The organism is Roseivirga spongicola (assembly GCF_001592965.1).
Classification (GTDB): domain Bacteria; phylum Bacteroidota; class Bacteroidia; order Cytophagales; family Cyclobacteriaceae; genus Roseivirga; species Roseivirga spongicola.
Window position 1 is genome coordinate 311,388 of sequence record NZ_LRPC01000012.1, and the last position, 17,361, is coordinate 328,748.

The 17,361-nt window shown below is 40.1% G+C and carries 15 protein-coding genes; 10 read left to right on the forward strand and 5 right to left on the reverse strand.

All coding sequences use genetic code 11. The annotated features are described in order from the left end of the window. Nucleotides 1-97: 97 nt before the first annotated feature. The 3 genes from AWW68_RS09315 to AWW68_RS09325 all read right to left on the reverse strand — a co-directional run bounded on the left by AWW68_RS09315 (nucleotide 98) and on the right by AWW68_RS09325 (nucleotide 4,672). On the reverse strand, nucleotides 98-1,300 hold the full coding sequence (locus AWW68_RS09315) for a PepSY-associated TM helix domain-containing protein (protein WP_068219853.1): 1,203 nt from the start codon (nucleotides 1,298-1,300) through the stop codon (nucleotides 98-100). A 197-nt stretch (nucleotides 1,301-1,497) separates the two neighbouring features. After that, on the reverse strand, nucleotides 1,498-3,111 hold the full coding sequence (locus AWW68_RS09320; RefSeq protein ID WP_068219857.1) for a sensor histidine kinase: 1,614 nt from the start codon (nucleotides 3,109-3,111) through the stop codon (nucleotides 1,498-1,500). 175 nt (nucleotides 3,112-3,286) lie between these two features. Continuing rightward, on the reverse strand, nucleotides 3,287-4,672 hold the full coding sequence (locus tag AWW68_RS09325; RefSeq protein ID WP_068219861.1) for a type III PLP-dependent enzyme domain-containing protein: 1,386 nt from the start codon (nucleotides 4,670-4,672) through the stop codon (nucleotides 3,287-3,289). Between the two features lie 172 nt (nucleotides 4,673-4,844). Between AWW68_RS09325 and AWW68_RS09330 the strand changes: the two genes are divergently transcribed. From AWW68_RS09330 to hemN, 10 genes are all read left to right on the forward strand, one after another. After that, on the forward strand, nucleotides 4,845-5,819 hold the full coding sequence (locus AWW68_RS09330) for a deoxyhypusine synthase family protein (RefSeq protein WP_068219863.1): 975 nt from the start codon (nucleotides 4,845-4,847) through the stop codon (nucleotides 5,817-5,819). 17 nt (nucleotides 5,820-5,836) lie between these two features. After that, the gene (locus AWW68_RS09335) at nucleotides 5,837-6,787 is read left to right on the forward strand and encodes an arginase (protein WP_068219866.1); all 951 of its coding nucleotides are present in this window, start codon (nucleotides 5,837-5,839) and stop codon (nucleotides 6,785-6,787) included. Between the two features lie 3 nt (nucleotides 6,788-6,790). After that, complete coding sequence (argS, locus tag AWW68_RS09340) at nucleotides 6,791-8,593, forward strand: arginine--tRNA ligase (RefSeq protein WP_068219870.1); 1,803 nt, start codon at nucleotides 6,791-6,793, stop codon at nucleotides 8,591-8,593. Between the two features lie 208 nt (nucleotides 8,594-8,801). Continuing rightward, nucleotides 8,802-9,308 carry a glutathione peroxidase gene (locus AWW68_RS09345; protein WP_068219874.1) on the forward strand — a complete coding sequence of 169 codons (507 nt, stop codon included), beginning with the start codon at nucleotides 8,802-8,804 and terminating at the stop codon, nucleotides 9,306-9,308. A 2-nt stretch (nucleotides 9,309-9,310) separates the two neighbouring features. Further along, nucleotides 9,311-10,201 (forward strand): 1,4-dihydroxy-2-naphthoate polyprenyltransferase, encoded by an 891-nt coding sequence (locus tag AWW68_RS09350; RefSeq protein ID WP_068219877.1) that lies wholly within the window; start codon nucleotides 9,311-9,313, stop codon nucleotides 10,199-10,201. Nucleotides 10,202-10,271: 70 nt separating this feature from the next. Further along, entirely contained in the window at nucleotides 10,272-10,994 is a 723-nt protein-coding gene (locus tag AWW68_RS09355; RefSeq protein WP_068219880.1) for a Crp/Fnr family transcriptional regulator, read from the forward strand. A gap of 268 nt (nucleotides 10,995-11,262) precedes the next feature. Further along, nucleotides 11,263-12,042, forward strand: a complete 780-nt coding sequence (locus tag AWW68_RS09360; RefSeq protein ID WP_068219883.1) for a hypothetical protein — start codon at nucleotides 11,263-11,265, stop codon at nucleotides 12,040-12,042. A 2-nt stretch (nucleotides 12,043-12,044) separates the two neighbouring features. Beyond that, nucleotides 12,045-14,441, forward strand: a complete 2,397-nt coding sequence (locus AWW68_RS09365; protein WP_068219887.1) for a heavy metal translocating P-type ATPase — start codon at nucleotides 12,045-12,047, stop codon at nucleotides 14,439-14,441. Between the two features lies 1 nt (nucleotide 14,442). Next, nucleotides 14,443-14,628, forward strand: a complete 186-nt coding sequence (ccoS, locus tag AWW68_RS09370; RefSeq protein WP_068219891.1) for a cbb3-type cytochrome oxidase assembly protein CcoS — start codon at nucleotides 14,443-14,445, stop codon at nucleotides 14,626-14,628. Beyond that, complete coding sequence (hemN, locus tag AWW68_RS09375; protein WP_068219894.1) at nucleotides 14,594-15,937, forward strand: oxygen-independent coproporphyrinogen III oxidase; 1,344 nt, start codon at nucleotides 14,594-14,596, stop codon at nucleotides 15,935-15,937. Before ccoS ends, hemN begins: the two co-directional genes overlap by 35 nt. A 22-nt stretch (nucleotides 15,938-15,959) precedes the next feature. Here the strand turns inward: hemN and AWW68_RS09380 are convergent, their stop codons facing one another. Beyond that, the gene (locus AWW68_RS09380; protein WP_068219896.1) at nucleotides 15,960-16,565 is read right to left on the reverse strand and encodes a hypothetical protein; all 606 of its coding nucleotides are present in this window, start codon (nucleotides 16,563-16,565) and stop codon (nucleotides 15,960-15,962) included. 202 nt (nucleotides 16,566-16,767) lie between these two features. Then, nucleotides 16,768-17,307, reverse strand: coding sequence for an outer membrane beta-barrel protein (locus AWW68_RS09385; RefSeq protein WP_157717590.1), 540 nt, complete (start codon nucleotides 17,305-17,307; stop codon nucleotides 16,768-16,770). Between the last annotated feature and the right edge of the window lie 54 nt (nucleotides 17,308-17,361).

A 17,361-nucleotide genomic window follows, 5' to 3' on the forward strand; every position in this document is an offset into this window, starting at 1 on the left:
GGGTGAAGCTTAATACTCCGTTTGTATGGTCATAAAAAAGAAAGGCTAATTCTCACCAAGCGAGGATTAGCCTTTCTTTATTCGATTTAATTTAGTCTCAAATAGTACTGAGTTTACTAGGTTGTTCAGTGTAGCTTGGCTCAATTTTTCCACGCTTCTTTCTAGACTTCTTTTTCTTTAGCTTATTCACCCAAATAATGGTGCCAGTTACTGGCAAACTAGTGGCAATTAAACAGGTGATAAAGTAGATGATTTTAGAGAAGGTACCGAAAACATAACCCATGTGAAGTGCCTTTATAGAGCTACCTACGCGTTCATTAAATGGTTTCTCAGAGAAAATATTTTTTTGTTCAACTGTGCCAGTGTATTTGTTTAATGTGATTCTGTCGCTGCCAGATGGTGCAAAAAAGCCAACTTTAGCTTTAGAAATAGATATGGAAGTTGCATCATCGTTTGGAATTGTGATGCTGTAGTTTCCATCGTAATCTAGCACTTCGCCTGCTTTGGCCAAAGTAGCATCTATGGTTAGAGGAGTTTGGCCTTCATAAGAAACTTCTGGTTTCTGTTCTTCCTGCGGTGCTTGTCTAGACCTGTCTACGCCAAGAACATTGTACAAGCCAGTACGGTACCAGTCGAACGACCACTGCAATCCGGTTAGTCCCATAATGAGCAAGAATATGGCAGAATAGAAACCAAGGGCATTGTGCAAATCATGATTGAATCTTTTCCAATTGCCGTTCCATTTAATTTTTAGGCCTTGCTTCCATGCCTTAACTTTTTGCGGAAACCAGATCACCATTCCAGTTATGGTCAGTAGTACAAAAATGATGGTGGCCCAACCAACAATCGGCCTTCCTATGCTGGAATCTAGCATTAACCAGCGGTGAAGACGAAACATGGTCATAAAGAATTCTGAGCTGGAAGTTGAGGTGTCGCCTAGTATTTCTCCATTATATGGGTTAATCAAATAGTTTGTGCCTCGTCTTTCTCCTTCTTTTCTAATGCTGATGGTGTATGCCCTTTTTTCGTTGGCAGGGATAGAAATAGAGGATACGTTTTGCTCTGGAAACTCATTCTTAGCGATGCTAATTAGTTCATCGGAGCTAAGTCTTTGACCATTAGCTGGTACCTCTACAAAGAATTTGTCTCTTTCAATAAACTGTTCAATTTCCGTTCTGAATGTATAGATGGTTCCAGTTAGGCAAACCACAAATAGAATAAGTCCTGCTGCAATTCCCATCCATAAATGAATGTCGTTAAATAATTTTCGAACTCTTTTCCAGGTAGATTTGGGCTTCATAATAAGAGAAAGACTTCCTTGATGGCTGTCTTTATTTAGACTTAGTTTAATTAAAAGACAAATGTAATAGGAGAACTTTTAATAGGCAATCACTAGTACTAGTGAGTGTGAATTAGCTGATGTGATTACAGGTTGATGTTAATCCTAAGGTTTTCAGGTGCTTAGGTGTTTGTGCTAAGAAACCTGTAAGAAGCAGATCAATTTTTCTTGGGAATAGTGAAGTGGAAGGTACAGCCTTCTATTCCATCAGACTCTACCCAAATCCTTCCATCATGATGATCGATGATTTTTTTGCTGTGTGCCAAGCCAACACCAGTGCCATCATACTCGCCTTTGTGAGATAGTTTCTGAAAAATCTGGAAGACTTTAACTTGATATTCAGGAGCAATGCCAATACCGTTGTCTGTAACAGAAAATGACCAATGCGTATCATTCTCTGTGGAGTCTATACTTACCAGAAGTGGTCTGTTCTTGTTCTTAAACTTAATGGAGTTACTAATTAGGTTCTGAAAGAGTAAGCGTATTTCGGTTTCGTAGCCATAGATTGTAGGGAGTTTGGTTGATTCTATAGTAGCCTTATTCTCAGAAATGATTTGTGCTAAATCTACCTTTATAGATCTCACAATTTCATTACAGTCTATTTTTGAGATCTCTTTAGTTTGCCCCACTTGGTTGAACATCATTAAGTCTTTAACCAAATCGCTCATTCTTTGACTAGACTGAGTAATGTAGCCTAGAATTTCTTCTCCCAGCTCATCGAACTTACCTCCATATTCCATTTTAAGAAGGTCGCACATACTTACTAGCGTACGCAGTGGTTCTTGCAAATCGTGCGATGTGGCATACGAGATTTGATTGAGTTCTTTGTTTTTGGCTTCCAGCCTGTTTCTGGCAAGTGCAATTTCTCGAAGTCTTATTTTTTGAGTTCTGTATGTAGAAAGATAGTCAACGGTGATGCCTACAAAAGGGACTACATAAGAGATGGTTTTTAAGAAGTGCGCTATATTAAAGTGTGAGTCGTGAAGTTCGGAAGACCCAAATACCATATGCAACTGAGTGGCTATTGCAGGAACCATGCTCCAAATAAGTGCTTGGCTGAATATGCTTTTCTCCTTTTTCTGAAATTTTGGAAGTGCCCATAAAGCCAATACTATAAAGAGTACCAATGGAGCTACATCAAACGGTCTTGTAATCCATTGATTAGGGAATTGTGTGCTTGGTAAATGGCTGCTAGTGGCACAAATACGAATAAGTATATATGAGCTTATTAAGAAACCCAGGCTAGAAATAAGAACTAGTCTATTTCTTCTTCGCCTCTTTCTATAGAGACCTAATATAAAGATGGCTACTCCAACTAGTAAGATGAGTGCTTTAAAGGTTCTAGAGAGACCCCATGTAAAGGGGATGAAATCGGAATTATCGCTGACTGAGTTAATGATTTGTGTTGCGGAAAGTGCATGAAAGGCGTCTATAAAGCCTGCTGAAAGCAAAGCCATGCCGATTATAGGAGTTGCAGAGTTGCCTGTAATTCTATATTGAACAAATGCCAATACTGCCGTGGCCATGGCAATAATTACTCCCGACCATTCAAGAATTAAGTGTACAAAAGCTCCGGTAAATGCTCGAAGTAACGTGTCATGAATGGCGTCTTCTGGCAAATTTGTAAGACCCTCCAGTTCTGCTGTTCCTATTGGGCTAGCAAAGTTTACTCCAGATAATAATAGAATTAAAGGTAATACGCTTATTAGAATTGTACCGAGTAAAATGCCTTTAGTAAGTGGCTTCTCGTGTGTATCGTGTATCCATTCCATAAAAAGTACCTTTAATATAATGGTTTGCAATTACTTATATTAAATACTGTCATGAAATGTGAACCGCATCAACATAAAGATTGCTGAGGATGGCTCAAATTGAGATCGAATTTCTACAAAAAGAAAGCCTACTTCCTGTTAGAGAGTAGGCTTCTATATCTTTTTGAGCTATTGTTTAATAGCCAAGTGTGTTGAGCATGGTTTGCTCTACTTGCTCCTCGGCAAACACCCGATTAACCAAATTTCCGTTTTCATCATGATCAATAAGTACGTGCTTAGGGGCAGGAATAAGGCAGTGCTGAATTCCTCCATATCCACCTAGAGATTCTTGATAGGCTCCCGTATGGAAGAATCCTACATAAAGATTTTCGTCTTCTTCAATAAGAGGAAGGAACACTTCAGAAGAGTGAGCCTCAGAGTTGTAGTAGTCCATGCTGTCGCAGGTTAATCCACCCATGTTTACTTTATGGAAAGGATGGTCCCACTTGCTGATTGCCAACAAAATATACTTCTGATTCAAGCCCCAAGCATCTGGTAAATGCGTAATGAAAGAGCCATCAATCATATACCAAAGCTCTTTGTCGTTTTGCAGCTTTTGATCCAGGATTGAGTAGATGTGCGCACCACTTTCACCAACGGTGAAGCTTCCAAATTCTGTAATGATGTTTGGTACAGGTACATTGCTTTTGTTGCATATCCACTGAATGTTTTCAACAATCTGCTCTACCATGTACTCATAGTCATACTCAAAGGTAAGAGAGGTTTTTATGGGAAAACCACCACCAATATCTATTGTGTCAAGCGTAGGACAAACCTTTTTTAGTTCGCAATATTTATAGATAAAGCGGCTCAATTCACTCCAATAATAAGCAGTGTCCTTAATGCCAGTGTTAATAAAAAAGTGAAGCATTTTCAACGAAGCCTTACTGCCTTCAATATGCTCTTTGTAGTAGTCTTTAATGTCGCCATATCTAATCCCTAACCTTGAAGTGTAAAATTCAAAGTTTGGTTCTTCATCGGCTGCTACTCTTATACCTACTTTAAAGTCTCCTTTAATGTCTTCTTTATAGGTGTCTAGCTCATTCATGTTGTCAAGAATTGGAATGCAATTCTTGAATCCATCATTGATCAAATCGCTGATGTATTGTTTATAGAGAGGTCTTTTGAATCCATTACATACCACCAAAATGTCTTTGTTTATTTTCCCTTTTTGGTGGAGGCTTCTAATAATAGGAATGTCAAAAGCAGATGATGTTTCAATCTGACAACCATTTTCAATCACCTTATCTAGTACAAAACTGAAATGGTTAGACTTTGTGCAATAGCAATAAGTATAAGAGCCTTCATATTTATGCTTCTTCATGGCCTTTTCGAACCAATTCTTAGCACTTTGAATGTTCTGAGATATTTTAGGTAAATAGGTGATCCTCAAGGGAGTGCCATGTTCTTGGATAATGTCCTTTAAGGGTACATCGTGAAATTCCAGGTACTTACCATTTACTTTGAATTCGTTGGTAGGGAAATCGAAAGTTTGGTCAATCAGGTCGTAATAACTCTTCATCTAAATGGATTCTCTAATGATAGATCGCAAAGATTAAAACAAATTATGAAATGCGAATAAGCTTAAAATTAAAAAACATCGAAGAAATTCCGAACCTTGAAATAGCAGCTTTATTCTTAAGCTAAATGACCATAAATTAGCATTTTTGCAAACACAGGAAAAAGATACAATTATGTCGAACAAACCGATTAGCTCATTCATTGAAAAACACTATCGCCATTTCAATGCCGCAGCACTGGTAGATGCTGCTAAAGGCTATAAACTACATTTAGCCGAAGGCGGTAAAATGATGGTTACTTTGGCCGGAGCCATGAGTACGGCAGAGCTTGGAATGAGTTTAGCCGAAATGATTCGTCAAGATAAAATCGATATCATCTCCTGCACAGGTGCCAACCTAGAAGAAGATATTATGAATTTGGTGGCTCACTCGCACTATGAAAGAGTGCCAAACTATAGAGACTTAACTCCGAAAGAAGAGTGGGCGCTTTTAGAAAAAGGGCTCAACAGGGTAACGGATACATGTATTCCGGAAGAAGAGGCCTTCAGAAGATTGCAGAAACACATTTTTCATCAGTGGAAAACTGCAGAAGATGCAGGAGAAAGATATTTCCCTCATGAGTACATGTACAAAATGTTGCTTTCTGGCGATCTAGAAGAATACTATGAAATTGACCCGAAAAACAGTTGGATGCTCGCAGCTGCAGAGAAGAATATTCCTATTGTAGTTCCAGGTTGGGAAGACTCTACCATGGGGAACATATTTGCCTCTTACTGCATAAAAGGCGAGTTAAAGCCTTCTACAATGAAGTCGGGAATTGAATACATGACTTGGCTAGCTGGTTGGTATAAAGATAATTCAGCAGGCAAAGGAGTCGGGTTCTTCCAAATTGGTGGAGGTATTGCCGGTGACTTCCCAATCTGCGTAGTACCAATGATGTATCAAGACTTGGAAATGCACGATATTCCTTTCTGGAGTTATTTCTGTCAAATTTCAGATTCAACCACCAGCTACGGTTCTTATTCAGGTGCGGTTCCGAACGAGAAGATCACGTGGGGTAAACTAGATATAGATACGCCTAAATTCATCGTAGAGTCTGATGCTACAATTGTAGCACCATTGATTTTCGCTTACTTATTAGACTGGTAATTAGCATTAAATAGAATATGAGGAAGATAAGACTAGTGGAGGTTCGCTCAGAAATTGCTGCGGGCACTAGAGGGGCAAGCATGGGAGTAGACGCCATGAAAATTGCCAGTATTAAAAGGCACTCAAATTTCTTTATGCGTTTTGAGCCTGTAAGTATTCAGGATGAAAACCAACTGCTGTTTGCACAACCACAGTTTAAGTTTGCCAAATATGCCGAAGGTGTTTTTACCATGGTAGACAGGGTTTGTGAAACTATAGGTGGCCTGCGTGAGCAAGAGCTTTTTCCTATTGTTTTAGCGGGAGATCATTCAACTGCAGCCGGAACCATTTGTGGCATTAAAAAGGCTCATCCAGATAGAAGGCTAGGTGTTATATGGATAGATGCTCATGCCGATTTTCATTCGCCATATACTACGCCATCAGGAAACATGCATGGCATGTCTTTGGCAATGGCTAGCGCAATGGATAATGAAGAGTGTGAAGTAAATGATGTAGAAGAGGAAACCGAAGCTATTTGGGAAAAAATAAAGCAAGTAGGCGGAAATGGTCCGAAAATAGACCCTCAAGATATTGTCTACATTGGCGTTCGAGATACTGAGGCACCAGAAGATCACCTAATTGAAAAATACGGCATCAAAAACTTCACTACTGAAGAAGTAAATAAAATTGGGGTTGCCAAAGTAGCCAGTCAGGCTTTGGAAATTCTTAAAGACTGCGACCAAATTTATATCTCTTTCGATGTAGACAGTTTAGATACAAGTGTGTCTACAGGAACAGGAACTCCAGTTCCAAACGGGCTGCAGAAAGAACAAGCTTTTGAGCTAAACCGTGAGTTAATTAAAGATAAAAGGGTTTGTTGTTGGGAAATTGTAGAGGTGAACCCAACTTTGGACACTGAAAATAAAATGGCCGAGCATGCTTTCGAAATTTTGGAAGCAACTACCGACTCATTGATCGAGAATTTCTAATACATGGAGCAACAGATTAAACAAGGGATTTCGGAAGCCCTGAAAGCACTTTATTCACATGAGCTTTCTGCTGATGATATTGCCTTGCAACCCACCCGAAAAGATTTTGAAGGAACCTATACATTCGTAACCTTTCCATTAGCCAGAGTTTCTAGGAAAAATCCTGAAGAAACTGGCAATGAAATAGGACAGTATTTGGTTGAAAACACCTCGGTTGTTTCAGGTTTCAATACAGTTAAAGGCTTTTTGAATCTTTCTATTTCTGAGGGTTCTCAGGTGCAACAGTTTGCTCAAATGTTCGATGGAGCAAATGTTTCTGAATCACCAGCATTTAGTATTCCTTCTACGGGTAAAACGGTGGTGGTAGAATATTCATCTCCAAATACCAACAAGCCTCTTCACTTGGGTCACCTGAGAAATAACTTCTTAGGTAACTCAGTGGCCAGAATTCTAGAAGCTGCCGGAAATGACGTGAAAAAGGTGCAGATCATTAACGATCGAGGCATTCATATCTGTAAGTCTATGCTGGCTTGGCTTAAGTTTGGCGAGGGCGAAACCCCAGAAACATCAGGCCTTAAAGGCGACCACCTAGTAGGCAAATATTATGTAGAGTTCGATAAAGCATATAAAGCTGAAATCGCTCAGCTGGTAGAAGATGGAATGGAGAAGGAGCAAGCAGAAAAAGAAGCTCCGATCTTACTAGAAGCGCAAGAAATGCTTCGCAAGTGGGAAGAAAAAGACCCTGAAATCTACGCCCTTTGGGAGAAAATGAACGGTTGGGTTTACAATGGGTTCAATGCCACCTACGAGCGAATGGGGGTTGATTTCGATAAACTCTACTATGAAAGTGATACCTACTTAATAGGAAGAGATAGAGTGCTTGAAGGTCTTGAAAAAGGTGTGTTCTTCAAAAAAGAAGATGGTTCTGTTTGGGTCGATTTAACCGATGAAGGGCTTGATGAAAAACTGCTTCTTCGAAAGGACGGTACTTCAGTTTATATGACTCAAGACATTGGAACGGCTTTAATGCGTTTCGATGATTTTCCTGGTTTAAGTCAGTTGATTTATACGGTAGGAAATGAGCAGGAGTATCATTTCAAGGTTCTATTCCTTATTCTGAAGAAGTTAGGCTACGAGTGGGCCGATGCTTGCTATCACCTTTCTTATGGAATGGTAGACTTACCAACTGGTAAGATGAAGTCGCGTGAAGGAACGGTGGTAGATGCCGATGACCTGATTCAGGAAATGGTAGATACGGCTAAAGCTAGAACCGAAGAGCTAGGCAAGATAGACGGGTTCTCTGCCGAAGAGGCAGCTGAGCTTTACGAAAAGCTTGGATTGGGTGCAGTGAAGTACTACCTCATGAAAGTAGACCCAAGAAAACGTATGCTTTTCAACCCTGAAGAGTCTATCGAATTTCAGGGGAATACAGGGCCGTTTATTCAGTACACTTATGCCAGAATTAGTGCAATTCTTCGCAAGGCGAGCCAGCTAGGGGTGAGCATAGAGAATATTGATTTCGATCAGGTGAGTGAAGTGCATCAGACGGAAAAGGATTTGATTTTTGCCATCGGTCAGTATAAAGAAAAACTGCAATTGGCTGCAGAAACTTACTCTCCAGCCATTATTGCACAGTTCGTATATGATTTGGCTAAGGAGTACAACAGGTTCTATACGGAGATTTCAATTTTCAATGAAGATGATGCTGTGCTGATGCAATTCAGAATAGCCCTATCTGCCCTTACTGCAGAAACAATCAAAGTAGGCATGAGGTTATTGGGAATTGAAGTGCCAAACAGAATGTAGAGCTATGAATCTGGAGAGGATACCAGATTTGGCGCTAGTTTAGATGCCAGTTGTGGTCTCCTCACAGCAACTAAAAACACCGCTGTGTCTTCTCAGAGGTGTTTAGATGTCAGTTTTTACAGCGATGCATAAAGTGTCAGTTTCGGTGTCCTCACCAAAACTAGAAACCTGATAAGACAACGAGTTTGGCGATAAAAGAATTAGTACTATGAAATACCTAAGTCTGTTTTTATTGCTCTTATGGCCACTAAAATCAAATAATATGAACTTTTACGATTTTGAACTGAAAGGAATAGATGGTGAGCAAGTGGATTTGAATGCCTATAAGGGCAAGAAAATCCTTATTGTGAATGTGGCTTCAGAATGTGGCTATACGCCTCAGTATGAAGACTTACAGAATCTACATGAGCAGTTCGGTAATAAGGTAGCGGTGTTTGGTTTTCCGGCAAATAACTTTGGAGGGCAAGAGCCTGGCACTAATCAAGAGATAGTAGAATTCTGCCAAGCCAACTATGGCGTTTCGTTCCAAATGTTCGAGAAGATATCAGTGGTAGGCAAAGACAAGCATCCACTCTATAAGTGGCTCAAAGAGCAAAGCGGAGAAGAGCCTAACTGGAACTTCTGTAAATATTTGCTCGATGAGAACGGAAAGGTGTTAGCTTTTTACCCATCATCAGTTAATCCGCTAGACGAACAAATTACAGCTAAGCTTTAATCATGAAAAAGTGGCTCGAAGCATTCCGTTTAAGAACCTTGCCTTTGGCCATGGCCTCCATTGGTATGGGCGCTTTTTTGGCGGCTTCTTCGGGTAATTTTGATTGGAGTATTTTTGGGCTTTGTGCTTTAACAACACTCTTTCTTCAAGTGCTTTCTAATCTGGCCAACGATTATGGAGATTCCATTCATGGTGCAGATAGTATTGACCGAACTGGGCCACAACGTGCGGTACAAAGTGGAGCCATTACCAAAGGCGCAATGCTCAGAGCAATCATTGTATGTTCGGTGCTAGCACTGGCAAGTGGAGTGGCTTTAATCTTGCAAGCCTTTGGTGGTTTTGGAGAGGTCTTTTGGTATTTCTTAGGCTTAGGGGGGCTCAGTATTCTGGCTGCTATAACCTACACAGCTGGTAAAAAGCCCTACGGATATGCTGGTTTGGGGGATATTAGTGTAATGATTTTCTTTGGTTTTGTTGCAGTGATGGGTAGTGCCTATCTCTACGAGCAAACCATTAATTGGCTTTATGCTCTTCCTTCAATAAGTGTTGGTTTGTTCTCTGTTGCAGTATTGAACTTGAACAATATCCGTGATATAGAATCTGATAAAAAGGCAGGAAAGAAATCTGTGCCAGTGCGCATTGGTAGAGATGCTGCTGTTATTTACCATTGGCTGTTATTAGTACTTGGTGTTGCAGCTTCCATTGTATTTGCTGCAATACAATTTGAAGGTGCCCAGCAATTACTGTTTTTGCTTGCCTGTCCATTGCTCTTCATTAATGCTAGGGCTGTGAAAATTTACACCTCTTCAGACCGATTGGATCCATTCCTGAAGCAAATGGCCTTAAGTACTTTACTTTTTGTGTTATTATTCGGAATTGGGCAAATTATTTAATGCTCATCGGTGTTCCTTCCTTGACTTTCATGTCCTACTTATTAATTTTAAGTAATTCCAATCTGAGCTTATGAGTTCCAGAAAATCTAACCATATAGACCTCCAATGCCAGTTTTGTCAGAGCAGAGGAGATAGTCATTTTTCAGAGTTACCTACGGACGACCTAGAAGTACTTTCATCGCATAAATCGTGTGTTACGTACAAAAAGGGGCAAACGCTTTTCTATGAAGGAACCAGGCCTATGGGTATTTTTTGTATCAATCACGGAAAGGTGAAAGTATACAAAATGGGCTCCAATGGTAAAGAGCAGATTCTATTCATTGCTCAGCCAGGAGATTTTCTGGGGTATAGGTCTTTGCTAAGTGAAGAGTTTTATGGGGCTACCGGAACGGTGCTTGAGCAAGCTGCAATATGCTTTATACCTAAGAGCGACTTTCTATCTATTTTAAGTAAGAACCCAGCATTCTTTCAAAAGCTAATGAAAGCGGTTTGCCATGAACTTGGTGTTATGGAGGAGAAATTGGCGCAACTAGCTCAAAAGTCGGTAAGAGAGCGACTGGCTGCTACCATCATTATGCTGAAAGAGACCTACGGAATGGAAGGTGAGGGTAGTGATGTAATCGATATAGCACTTTCTAGAGAAGATTTAGCCAATATAGTGGGCACCGCAACGGAGACAGTTATTCGCCTGCTTTCCGATTTTAAATCAGATGGACTCATCGGTTTAAAAGGGAAGAAGATACAAGTGCTAGATGCTCAGCGATTAATTCACGAAGCAGATTTCTACGCATAAGGCTTTTGTAAAAGCCAATTTCGAGTTTAAGAGATAACAAGACTCTATAGATGTTTTTGGTCGCTTTTACCCAGACCTTTTAAGGAGAGTCCTAGTTGATCTGTTATGCCCTTGGGGAAATTTAAGGAGGGATAAGCTTTCTGGTTTCTGCCATTAGCTTACTCTAAATGAATGGTAAACATGATTTTAATCATGTTTTAGTCTGATGGCCATCAATCACAACTTTTAGCGGTCCACATACCTTTGATTACCAATTAAATCTAAGGTAGTGAAACAGACCATACTCTTAGCTTCAGCCTCACAGGCTAACTTAATTCCTCTGCTAGAAAGCACTGAGGGTGTGTTAGCTCCAATCAATCAGAAGTATTGTAAGGTGTTTTTCATTGAGCAATTGGAAAAGGCTCATGTGTCTTCTGGGGCTCAGACTTCTAAGAAAGTTTCGGAGAGTCTAGATTCTCAGGTAGAGTATGAGATGGGTGTTGAAGAGTACACCAAGAGCCATGGAATTGAGGTGGAAACCTTAAAGAAAGTAGAAACGGAAACTTTGATTAGTGAAAGTTCTGTGGCCGATTTAATGGTGATTGATCTTCAAAGTGCACAACATAAAAGTGCACCTGATTGGCTGAATTATCTTATTGAGTTTTCTGCTTGCCCATTGCTACTGTTGCCGGGTAATGTTGATGTAGAATGCTTGGTAGCTGCCCACGATGCCAGTCAAGAGACAGTGAAAATGATGAAGGGTTTTCTTAAACTTTTCAATGAAGACTTAAGAAATCTGCCGCTTTCATTGCTTATGTCTGACCCCGAAAGCGAGTTAGAGATGGAGCGTGAAAAGGTGTTCATTAAATACCTAAAAGTTTACTTTCAGAATATTGGTGCCCAACACCTATACGATGAAGCTTTTCCAAGCCTATTCAGGTATGTACAGAATGAATGCGATAAACCAATGCTTATTGTCAATACCGATTTGGGGCGACAGATTTTAGAGAGCACCGAACAGTTCGAGACTCAAATTCTAGAACATCCAATTTTCATCTTCAAAGACTGAGCATGCGAGAGACCATTGAAAAGCAACAAACCACTTGCTATCACTGTGGAGATGAATGTTACACAGGCCAGATAACGGCCGATGAAAAAGATTTTTGCTGCACTGGGTGCAAAACAGTTTATGAGATTTTATCTGAAAATGAGCTTTGCGATTACTACACCTTAGAGCAGAACCCAGGGATAACACAAAAGAATAAAACCGCTCTTTTCGACTTTTTAGACAATGAAGAAATTGTCAGGTCTTTGCTAGAGTTCTCTGATGGAAAGCATGAGCGAATCACTTTAAGCATTCCTAATATCCATTGTAGTAGTTGTATCTGGCTGCTAGAACATTTGGACAGGCTAAACCCTGGGGTGTTAGATTCTAAAGTCAATTTCAGTCAGAGAAGGCTGACAGTTCATTACAACTGTCAAGAAATTTCATTGCGCCAACTGGCAGAAGGACTAGATAGAATTGGCTACACACCAGTTTTTAACTTAGAGAAGAAGGAAGAGTCTAACAGTGTTTATCAGCAGTTCGATAAGCAATTGCTCATAAAAATGGGTATCGCAGGCTTTTGCTTTGGTAATGTAATGCTACTGAGCTTCCCCGATTACCTCGGAATAACTTCGCTTGAGTATAATTATCAGGTCTTTTTCAGGTGGTTAAATGCGGTATTGGCTTTGCCTGTGGTTTTCTACAGTGGTTGGGATTACTTCGTTTCGGCCTTCAAATCTATCCGTCAGAAATATGCCAATATAGATGTGCCAATTGCCCTAGGGCTAGTGGTGCTGTTTTTACGCAGTGTCTATGAGGTGGCTTCAAAAACGGGTTCTGGCTATTTCGATTCACTCGTTGGCTTAGTGTTCTTTCTGCTCATTGGTAAATGGTTTCAGAACAGAACGTATCAGGCGCTTTCTTTCGACAGAGACTATAAGAGTTACTTTCCGCTGGCTGTACTAAAGTTGGTAGGTAAAGAGTATAAACCTATCATTGTGAATGATCTGGAGAAAGGTGATGAAATGCTTATTCGCAATGCCGAGCTGATCCCTGCCGATTCAATCTTAATCGATGATCAGGCTTTTATCGACTATAGCTTTGTAACGGGTGAGGCAGAACCTGTGCAGAAAAGCAAGGGGCAATACATCTATGCTGGTGGACGAATTGCAGGAAAACAGGCTAGGTTCATCATTCAAAGGCCAGTTTCTCAAAGTTACCTGACTTCGCTTTGGAATGAAGAAGGCTACGAAAGGAAGGAGAAATCGCTCAAGCTAATAGATAGAGTGAGTCAGTATTTCACCATTGCCATAGTAGCTATTGCCATTGTGTCGGCAGTTTACTGGCAGTTTACTGATCCATCAAAAACATGGCTGGTCTTTACTTCAGTCTTAATTATTGCCTGCCCATGTGCTTTGGCACTTTCAACACCGTTTACCCAAGGCAGCATTCTCAGAGTACTTGGAAAGCACCATTTGTTTCTTAAGAATGCTGATGTAATTGATGATCTACAAAAGGTTGATACCATCATTTTCGATAAAACAGGGACTATCACAGATCCGAAAGCAAAGCAAATCGAATTTGAGGGCGAAGAATTAACAGCTGCCGAGGCTTCTTTGGTTGTGGCAGCCGTTTCGAGCAGTACCCACCCATTAAGCAGGTATGTCAAAGAATTTTTGAATGCCGAGCCAGATGTCTATCAGATTGAGTCGTTTGAAGAAGTTACTGGCAAGGGCATTTTGGCTGTGGTAAGTGGGGTAGAGGTGAAGCTAGGTTCGGCAAAGTTTATAGGAATGGAAAGCCTTGAAGAAGCCAAATCTAGTGCTGTTTACTTAACCATAAGCGGTAAGTACAGAGGGGTATTTAAGGTGAATAACACCTATAGAAATGGATTGAAAGAGGTGATTGAAGAGTTGTCTCTGGCGAATGAGCTCAAGCTGCTCTCAGGAGATAATGATCAGGAAAGGGCTGCATTGACTGAATTGTTTCCAAAAGGAACCGAAATGCAGTTTGAACAAAAGCCTGACGATAAATTGAAGAAAGTGCAAGCTTTGCAAAAGAATGGTCATCGGGTAATGATGTTCGGTGATGGCCTCAATGATGCTGGAGCACTAAAGCAGAGTAATGTTGGTGTTGCTATTACAGAAGATATTTCATCTTTCAGCCCAGCCTGTGATGCTATTATGGATGCCAATGCTTTTAAGAAATTAGGTAGTTTACTGTCATTAATTACCGAAGGGAAAACGGTGGTTATAGCAAGCATGGCCATTTCATTGATGTATAACGTGGGTGGCATCACCTTCGCGGTATTGGGTATTCTTACTCCGCTTTTTGCGGCAGTGCTAATGCCTTTGAGTAGTATTTCTGTGGTGGCTTTTACCACCGCAATGGTAAGGTTAAGAGCAAAAAGAAAGGGATTGTAATATGTCGGTTATTCTAGTTCTAATTGTTACCAGCATTATTGTAGCAATTGTCTTTTTAGGAGCCTTTTATTGGGCAGTGAGGTCTGGGCAATATGACGATACCTATTCGCCTTCAGTGAGAATGTTATTTGAGGAAAAGAAAAAGAAGAAAAATGAAGAAGGAGCTGGAATTGCTGAAAAAGTATGATGTGCCCGTGCCTCGATACACCAGTTATCCAACGGTGCCCGATTGGCAGGTAAACACCTTCACAAAGAAGGGCTATAAAGAACTAGTTCAACAGTCATTTGCCAAGCATGGTAAAGATGGTTTGAGCCTCTACATCCACTTGCCATACTGTGAGAGCCTCTGTACTTACTGTGGTTGCAATACTCGCATTACGGTAAATCATGCAGTGGAAGGTCCATATATTCAAGCTCTTATTAAGGAATGGCAGCTTTATTTACAGGTTTTAGGAGAGCGGCCAACCATTAAAGAAATTCATTTAGGGGGCGGAACCCCTACCTTCTTTTCACCTAAACATCTGAAGGAGCTCATTGTAGGTCTGCTGGAATATGCAGACCTGCACGAGCGATATGAGTTTAGCTTTGAAGGACACCCAGGCAATACTACTTACGACCATCTGAAAGCCTTGGCCGAGGTTGGTTTTACACGAGTCAGTTTTGGCATTCAAGACTTCGACCCGAAGGTGCAAGAGGCTATCAATAGAAGACAGAGCTTTGAAGAGGTTGAACAAGTAACCCTATGGTCTAGAGAGTTAGGCTATAAGTCGGTGAATTTTGACCTTATTTACGGACTGCCATTTCAGACCCTTGAGAGCATTCAAGATACTATTGATTATGTGTCTGAATTAATGCCTGATAGAATCGCTTTTTATTCTTACGCACACGTGCCATGGCAACGCCCAGGTCAAAGAGCATATTCTGAAAAGGATTTACCAAAGCCAGAAATGAAGCGGAGGTTGAATCAATTTGGTCAAGAATGCTTAAAGAACTTAGGCTATAAACTCATTGGTATGGATCATTTTGCTTTGGCAGATGATTCGCTGCTCAAAGCCATGCATACTGAAGATCTGCATAGAAACTTTATGGGCTATACCACCAACCCGGGTAAAATACTCGTTGGCTTAGGAGTTTCTTCTATTTCAGATGTTCACTTGGCTTACGCTCAGAATGTAAAAACGGTAGAAGGCTATATGGAAAAAGTGAATAATGGCGAACTACCAGTTTTTAAAGGTCATTTTATGTCTCAAGAAGATATAGAAGTGAGAGAGCAAATACTGAAAGTAGCCTGTCAGAAGTATTTCGATTCGAGCGATATAAGTCTTGATCAATCTGTTTTACAGGAAACACTGCTAAACGATGGCCTTATTCAAAAAGAAAAGGGCAGGTATTCAGTAACCGAAATGGGCAACCAATACCTGCGCAATATCTGCTCACTTTTCGACCCCAATTATGGAAAGAAAAGAGAGGGGAAGGTGTTTAGTCAGGCGGTTTAGGTTAAACTTCAATAGAATCGTCTCATTTAAATGGGGAGATGCTGATATAAGGAGAGAATATTGTTCTGCCAATGTCAAAATTGAATGAATAATAGATATTCATGTCCAGGCCAATAAAGATTGAATTAGATAGTTTATGCTTAAGTCTAGCACCTGCTATCCAATTTCGAAATGGTTCCTTTTCCCCTTTATCGTAGTGAGTTGTACTTTTACTTTCAGGCTGTCCCGCAATCTGAGTTTGAATACTATTATATTGATTAAGGTTAGTTACCCCGAAACCCATTTGTGGAATTATCTCAGTGAATTCAGAGAGCTGAAAACCATATCCGGTTTTCAGCTCGTAATAGGAGTTCATATATCTTCTTTCCAAATCTCGATATTCGATATTATTAAGGCTGTATTTTAGATTTATTAAGACATCATTGCTTAGGGTATGATTTAACGCTAGTCCAAAACCATATCCATCATTATTGTTGTTTTGAAAATCATCTAGTTTACTCCAAGCATTGACGTTATTGTAGCTTATTTCAATATCAGTTTGCGGTAAAAATTGTGCTTGGAGATGGACTTGCGATGACATGAAAATCGCAATAATAAAAAGATATAAAGACTTTGTTGCTTTCTGCATAAATGTGTGTTTCCTACTCTCATAATAACCATTTCCTTATAATTATTCAAGCCTAAGTCTACACTACTGGATGTATAATTTGATTCATGATTAGCGACTTATATTCAAGAAATAGCTTAGAAATAAGCTATTTACTTTTCGACCCCAATTATGGAAAGAAAAGAGAGGGAAAGGTGTTTAGTTAGGCGGTTTAACTCCTAGTTTAAAAAAGGAAGCTTACGCCAACATTTACGGTGTTAGGGTTTAGGCTGAACCCAGTGAAAGTTCTTTCGTTTGCTCCTTCTTCTCGGTTCTCATAATTAAAGCCTTGTACCGACATATCCATTGAGATTTTGTCTGATAGGAAGTAAGAGAATCCAGGTCTGATACCAATGCTAAAGGCAGATATATCTGCTTCCGCTGCTGTCTCTCCTGTTCCAAAAGCAATTTGAGGTTGAGCAAAGAAATAGAATCTATCTGCAATAGGCTTATAGAACCTACTAAATACTCCAAAGCTAAAAAGCTTGTCTTTTGCATTGGAGTTACCAGCCGATTGGTAGCCTAACACTACCCCTAGACTTATATTGTCTGATAAAAAGTAACCTGCTTGTGGAGTCAGGTCAAAACGGTTGGTTTCTATTCCGTTAACCTCAATACTTGAGATGTTAAAGCTACCGCTTACCTGAACTTTCCCTTTTTCTATTTGAGCGTTTGCCGTTAAAGCGAAAAGACTAAATAGAATAATTGCACTTAATTTTTTCATGATTTTGAGTTTAATGTGAATATAGAGCATAGACTCCTTTTATTGATTTAAGGT

What these genes read in the sequence shown, in the direction of transcription:
- AWW68_RS09380 (WP_068219896.1), bottom strand. Translation starts at nt 16,565, where the DNA reads ATGCAGAAAGCAACAAAGTCTTTATATCTTTTTATTATTGCGATTTTC.
- AWW68_RS09350 (WP_068219877.1), top strand. Translation starts at nt 9,311, where the DNA reads ATGAAAAAGTGGCTCGAAGCATTCCGTTTAAGAACCTTGCCTTTGGCC.
- AWW68_RS09355 (WP_068219880.1), top strand. Translation starts at nt 10,272, where the DNA reads ATGAGTTCCAGAAAATCTAACCATATAGACCTCCAATGCCAGTTTTGT.
- argS (WP_068219870.1), top strand. Translation starts at nt 6,791, where the DNA reads ATGGAGCAACAGATTAAACAAGGGATTTCGGAAGCCCTGAAAGCACTT.
- AWW68_RS09335 (WP_068219866.1), top strand. Translation starts at nt 5,837, where the DNA reads ATGAGGAAGATAAGACTAGTGGAGGTTCGCTCAGAAATTGCTGCGGGC.
- AWW68_RS09345 (WP_068219874.1), top strand. Translation starts at nt 8,802, where the DNA reads ATGAAATACCTAAGTCTGTTTTTATTGCTCTTATGGCCACTAAAATCA.
- ccoS (WP_068219891.1), top strand. Translation starts at nt 14,443, where the DNA reads ATGTCGGTTATTCTAGTTCTAATTGTTACCAGCATTATTGTAGCAATT.
- AWW68_RS09315 (WP_068219853.1), bottom strand. Translation starts at nt 1,300, where the DNA reads ATGAAGCCCAAATCTACCTGGAAAAGAGTTCGAAAATTATTTAACGAC.
- AWW68_RS09320 (WP_068219857.1), bottom strand. Translation starts at nt 3,111, where the DNA reads ATGGAATGGATACACGATACACACGAGAAGCCACTTACTAAAGGCATT.
- hemN (WP_068219894.1), top strand. Translation starts at nt 14,594, where the DNA reads ATGAAGAAGGAGCTGGAATTGCTGAAAAAGTATGATGTGCCCGTGCCT.
- AWW68_RS09365 (WP_068219887.1), top strand. Translation starts at nt 12,045, where the DNA reads ATGCGAGAGACCATTGAAAAGCAACAAACCACTTGCTATCACTGTGGA.
- AWW68_RS09325 (WP_068219861.1), bottom strand. Translation starts at nt 4,672, where the DNA reads ATGAAGAGTTATTACGACCTGATTGACCAAACTTTCGATTTCCCTACC.
- AWW68_RS09330 (WP_068219863.1), top strand. Translation starts at nt 4,845, where the DNA reads ATGTCGAACAAACCGATTAGCTCATTCATTGAAAAACACTATCGCCAT.
- AWW68_RS09385 (WP_157717590.1), bottom strand. Translation starts at nt 17,307, where the DNA reads ATGAAAAAATTAAGTGCAATTATTCTATTTAGTCTTTTCGCTTTAACG.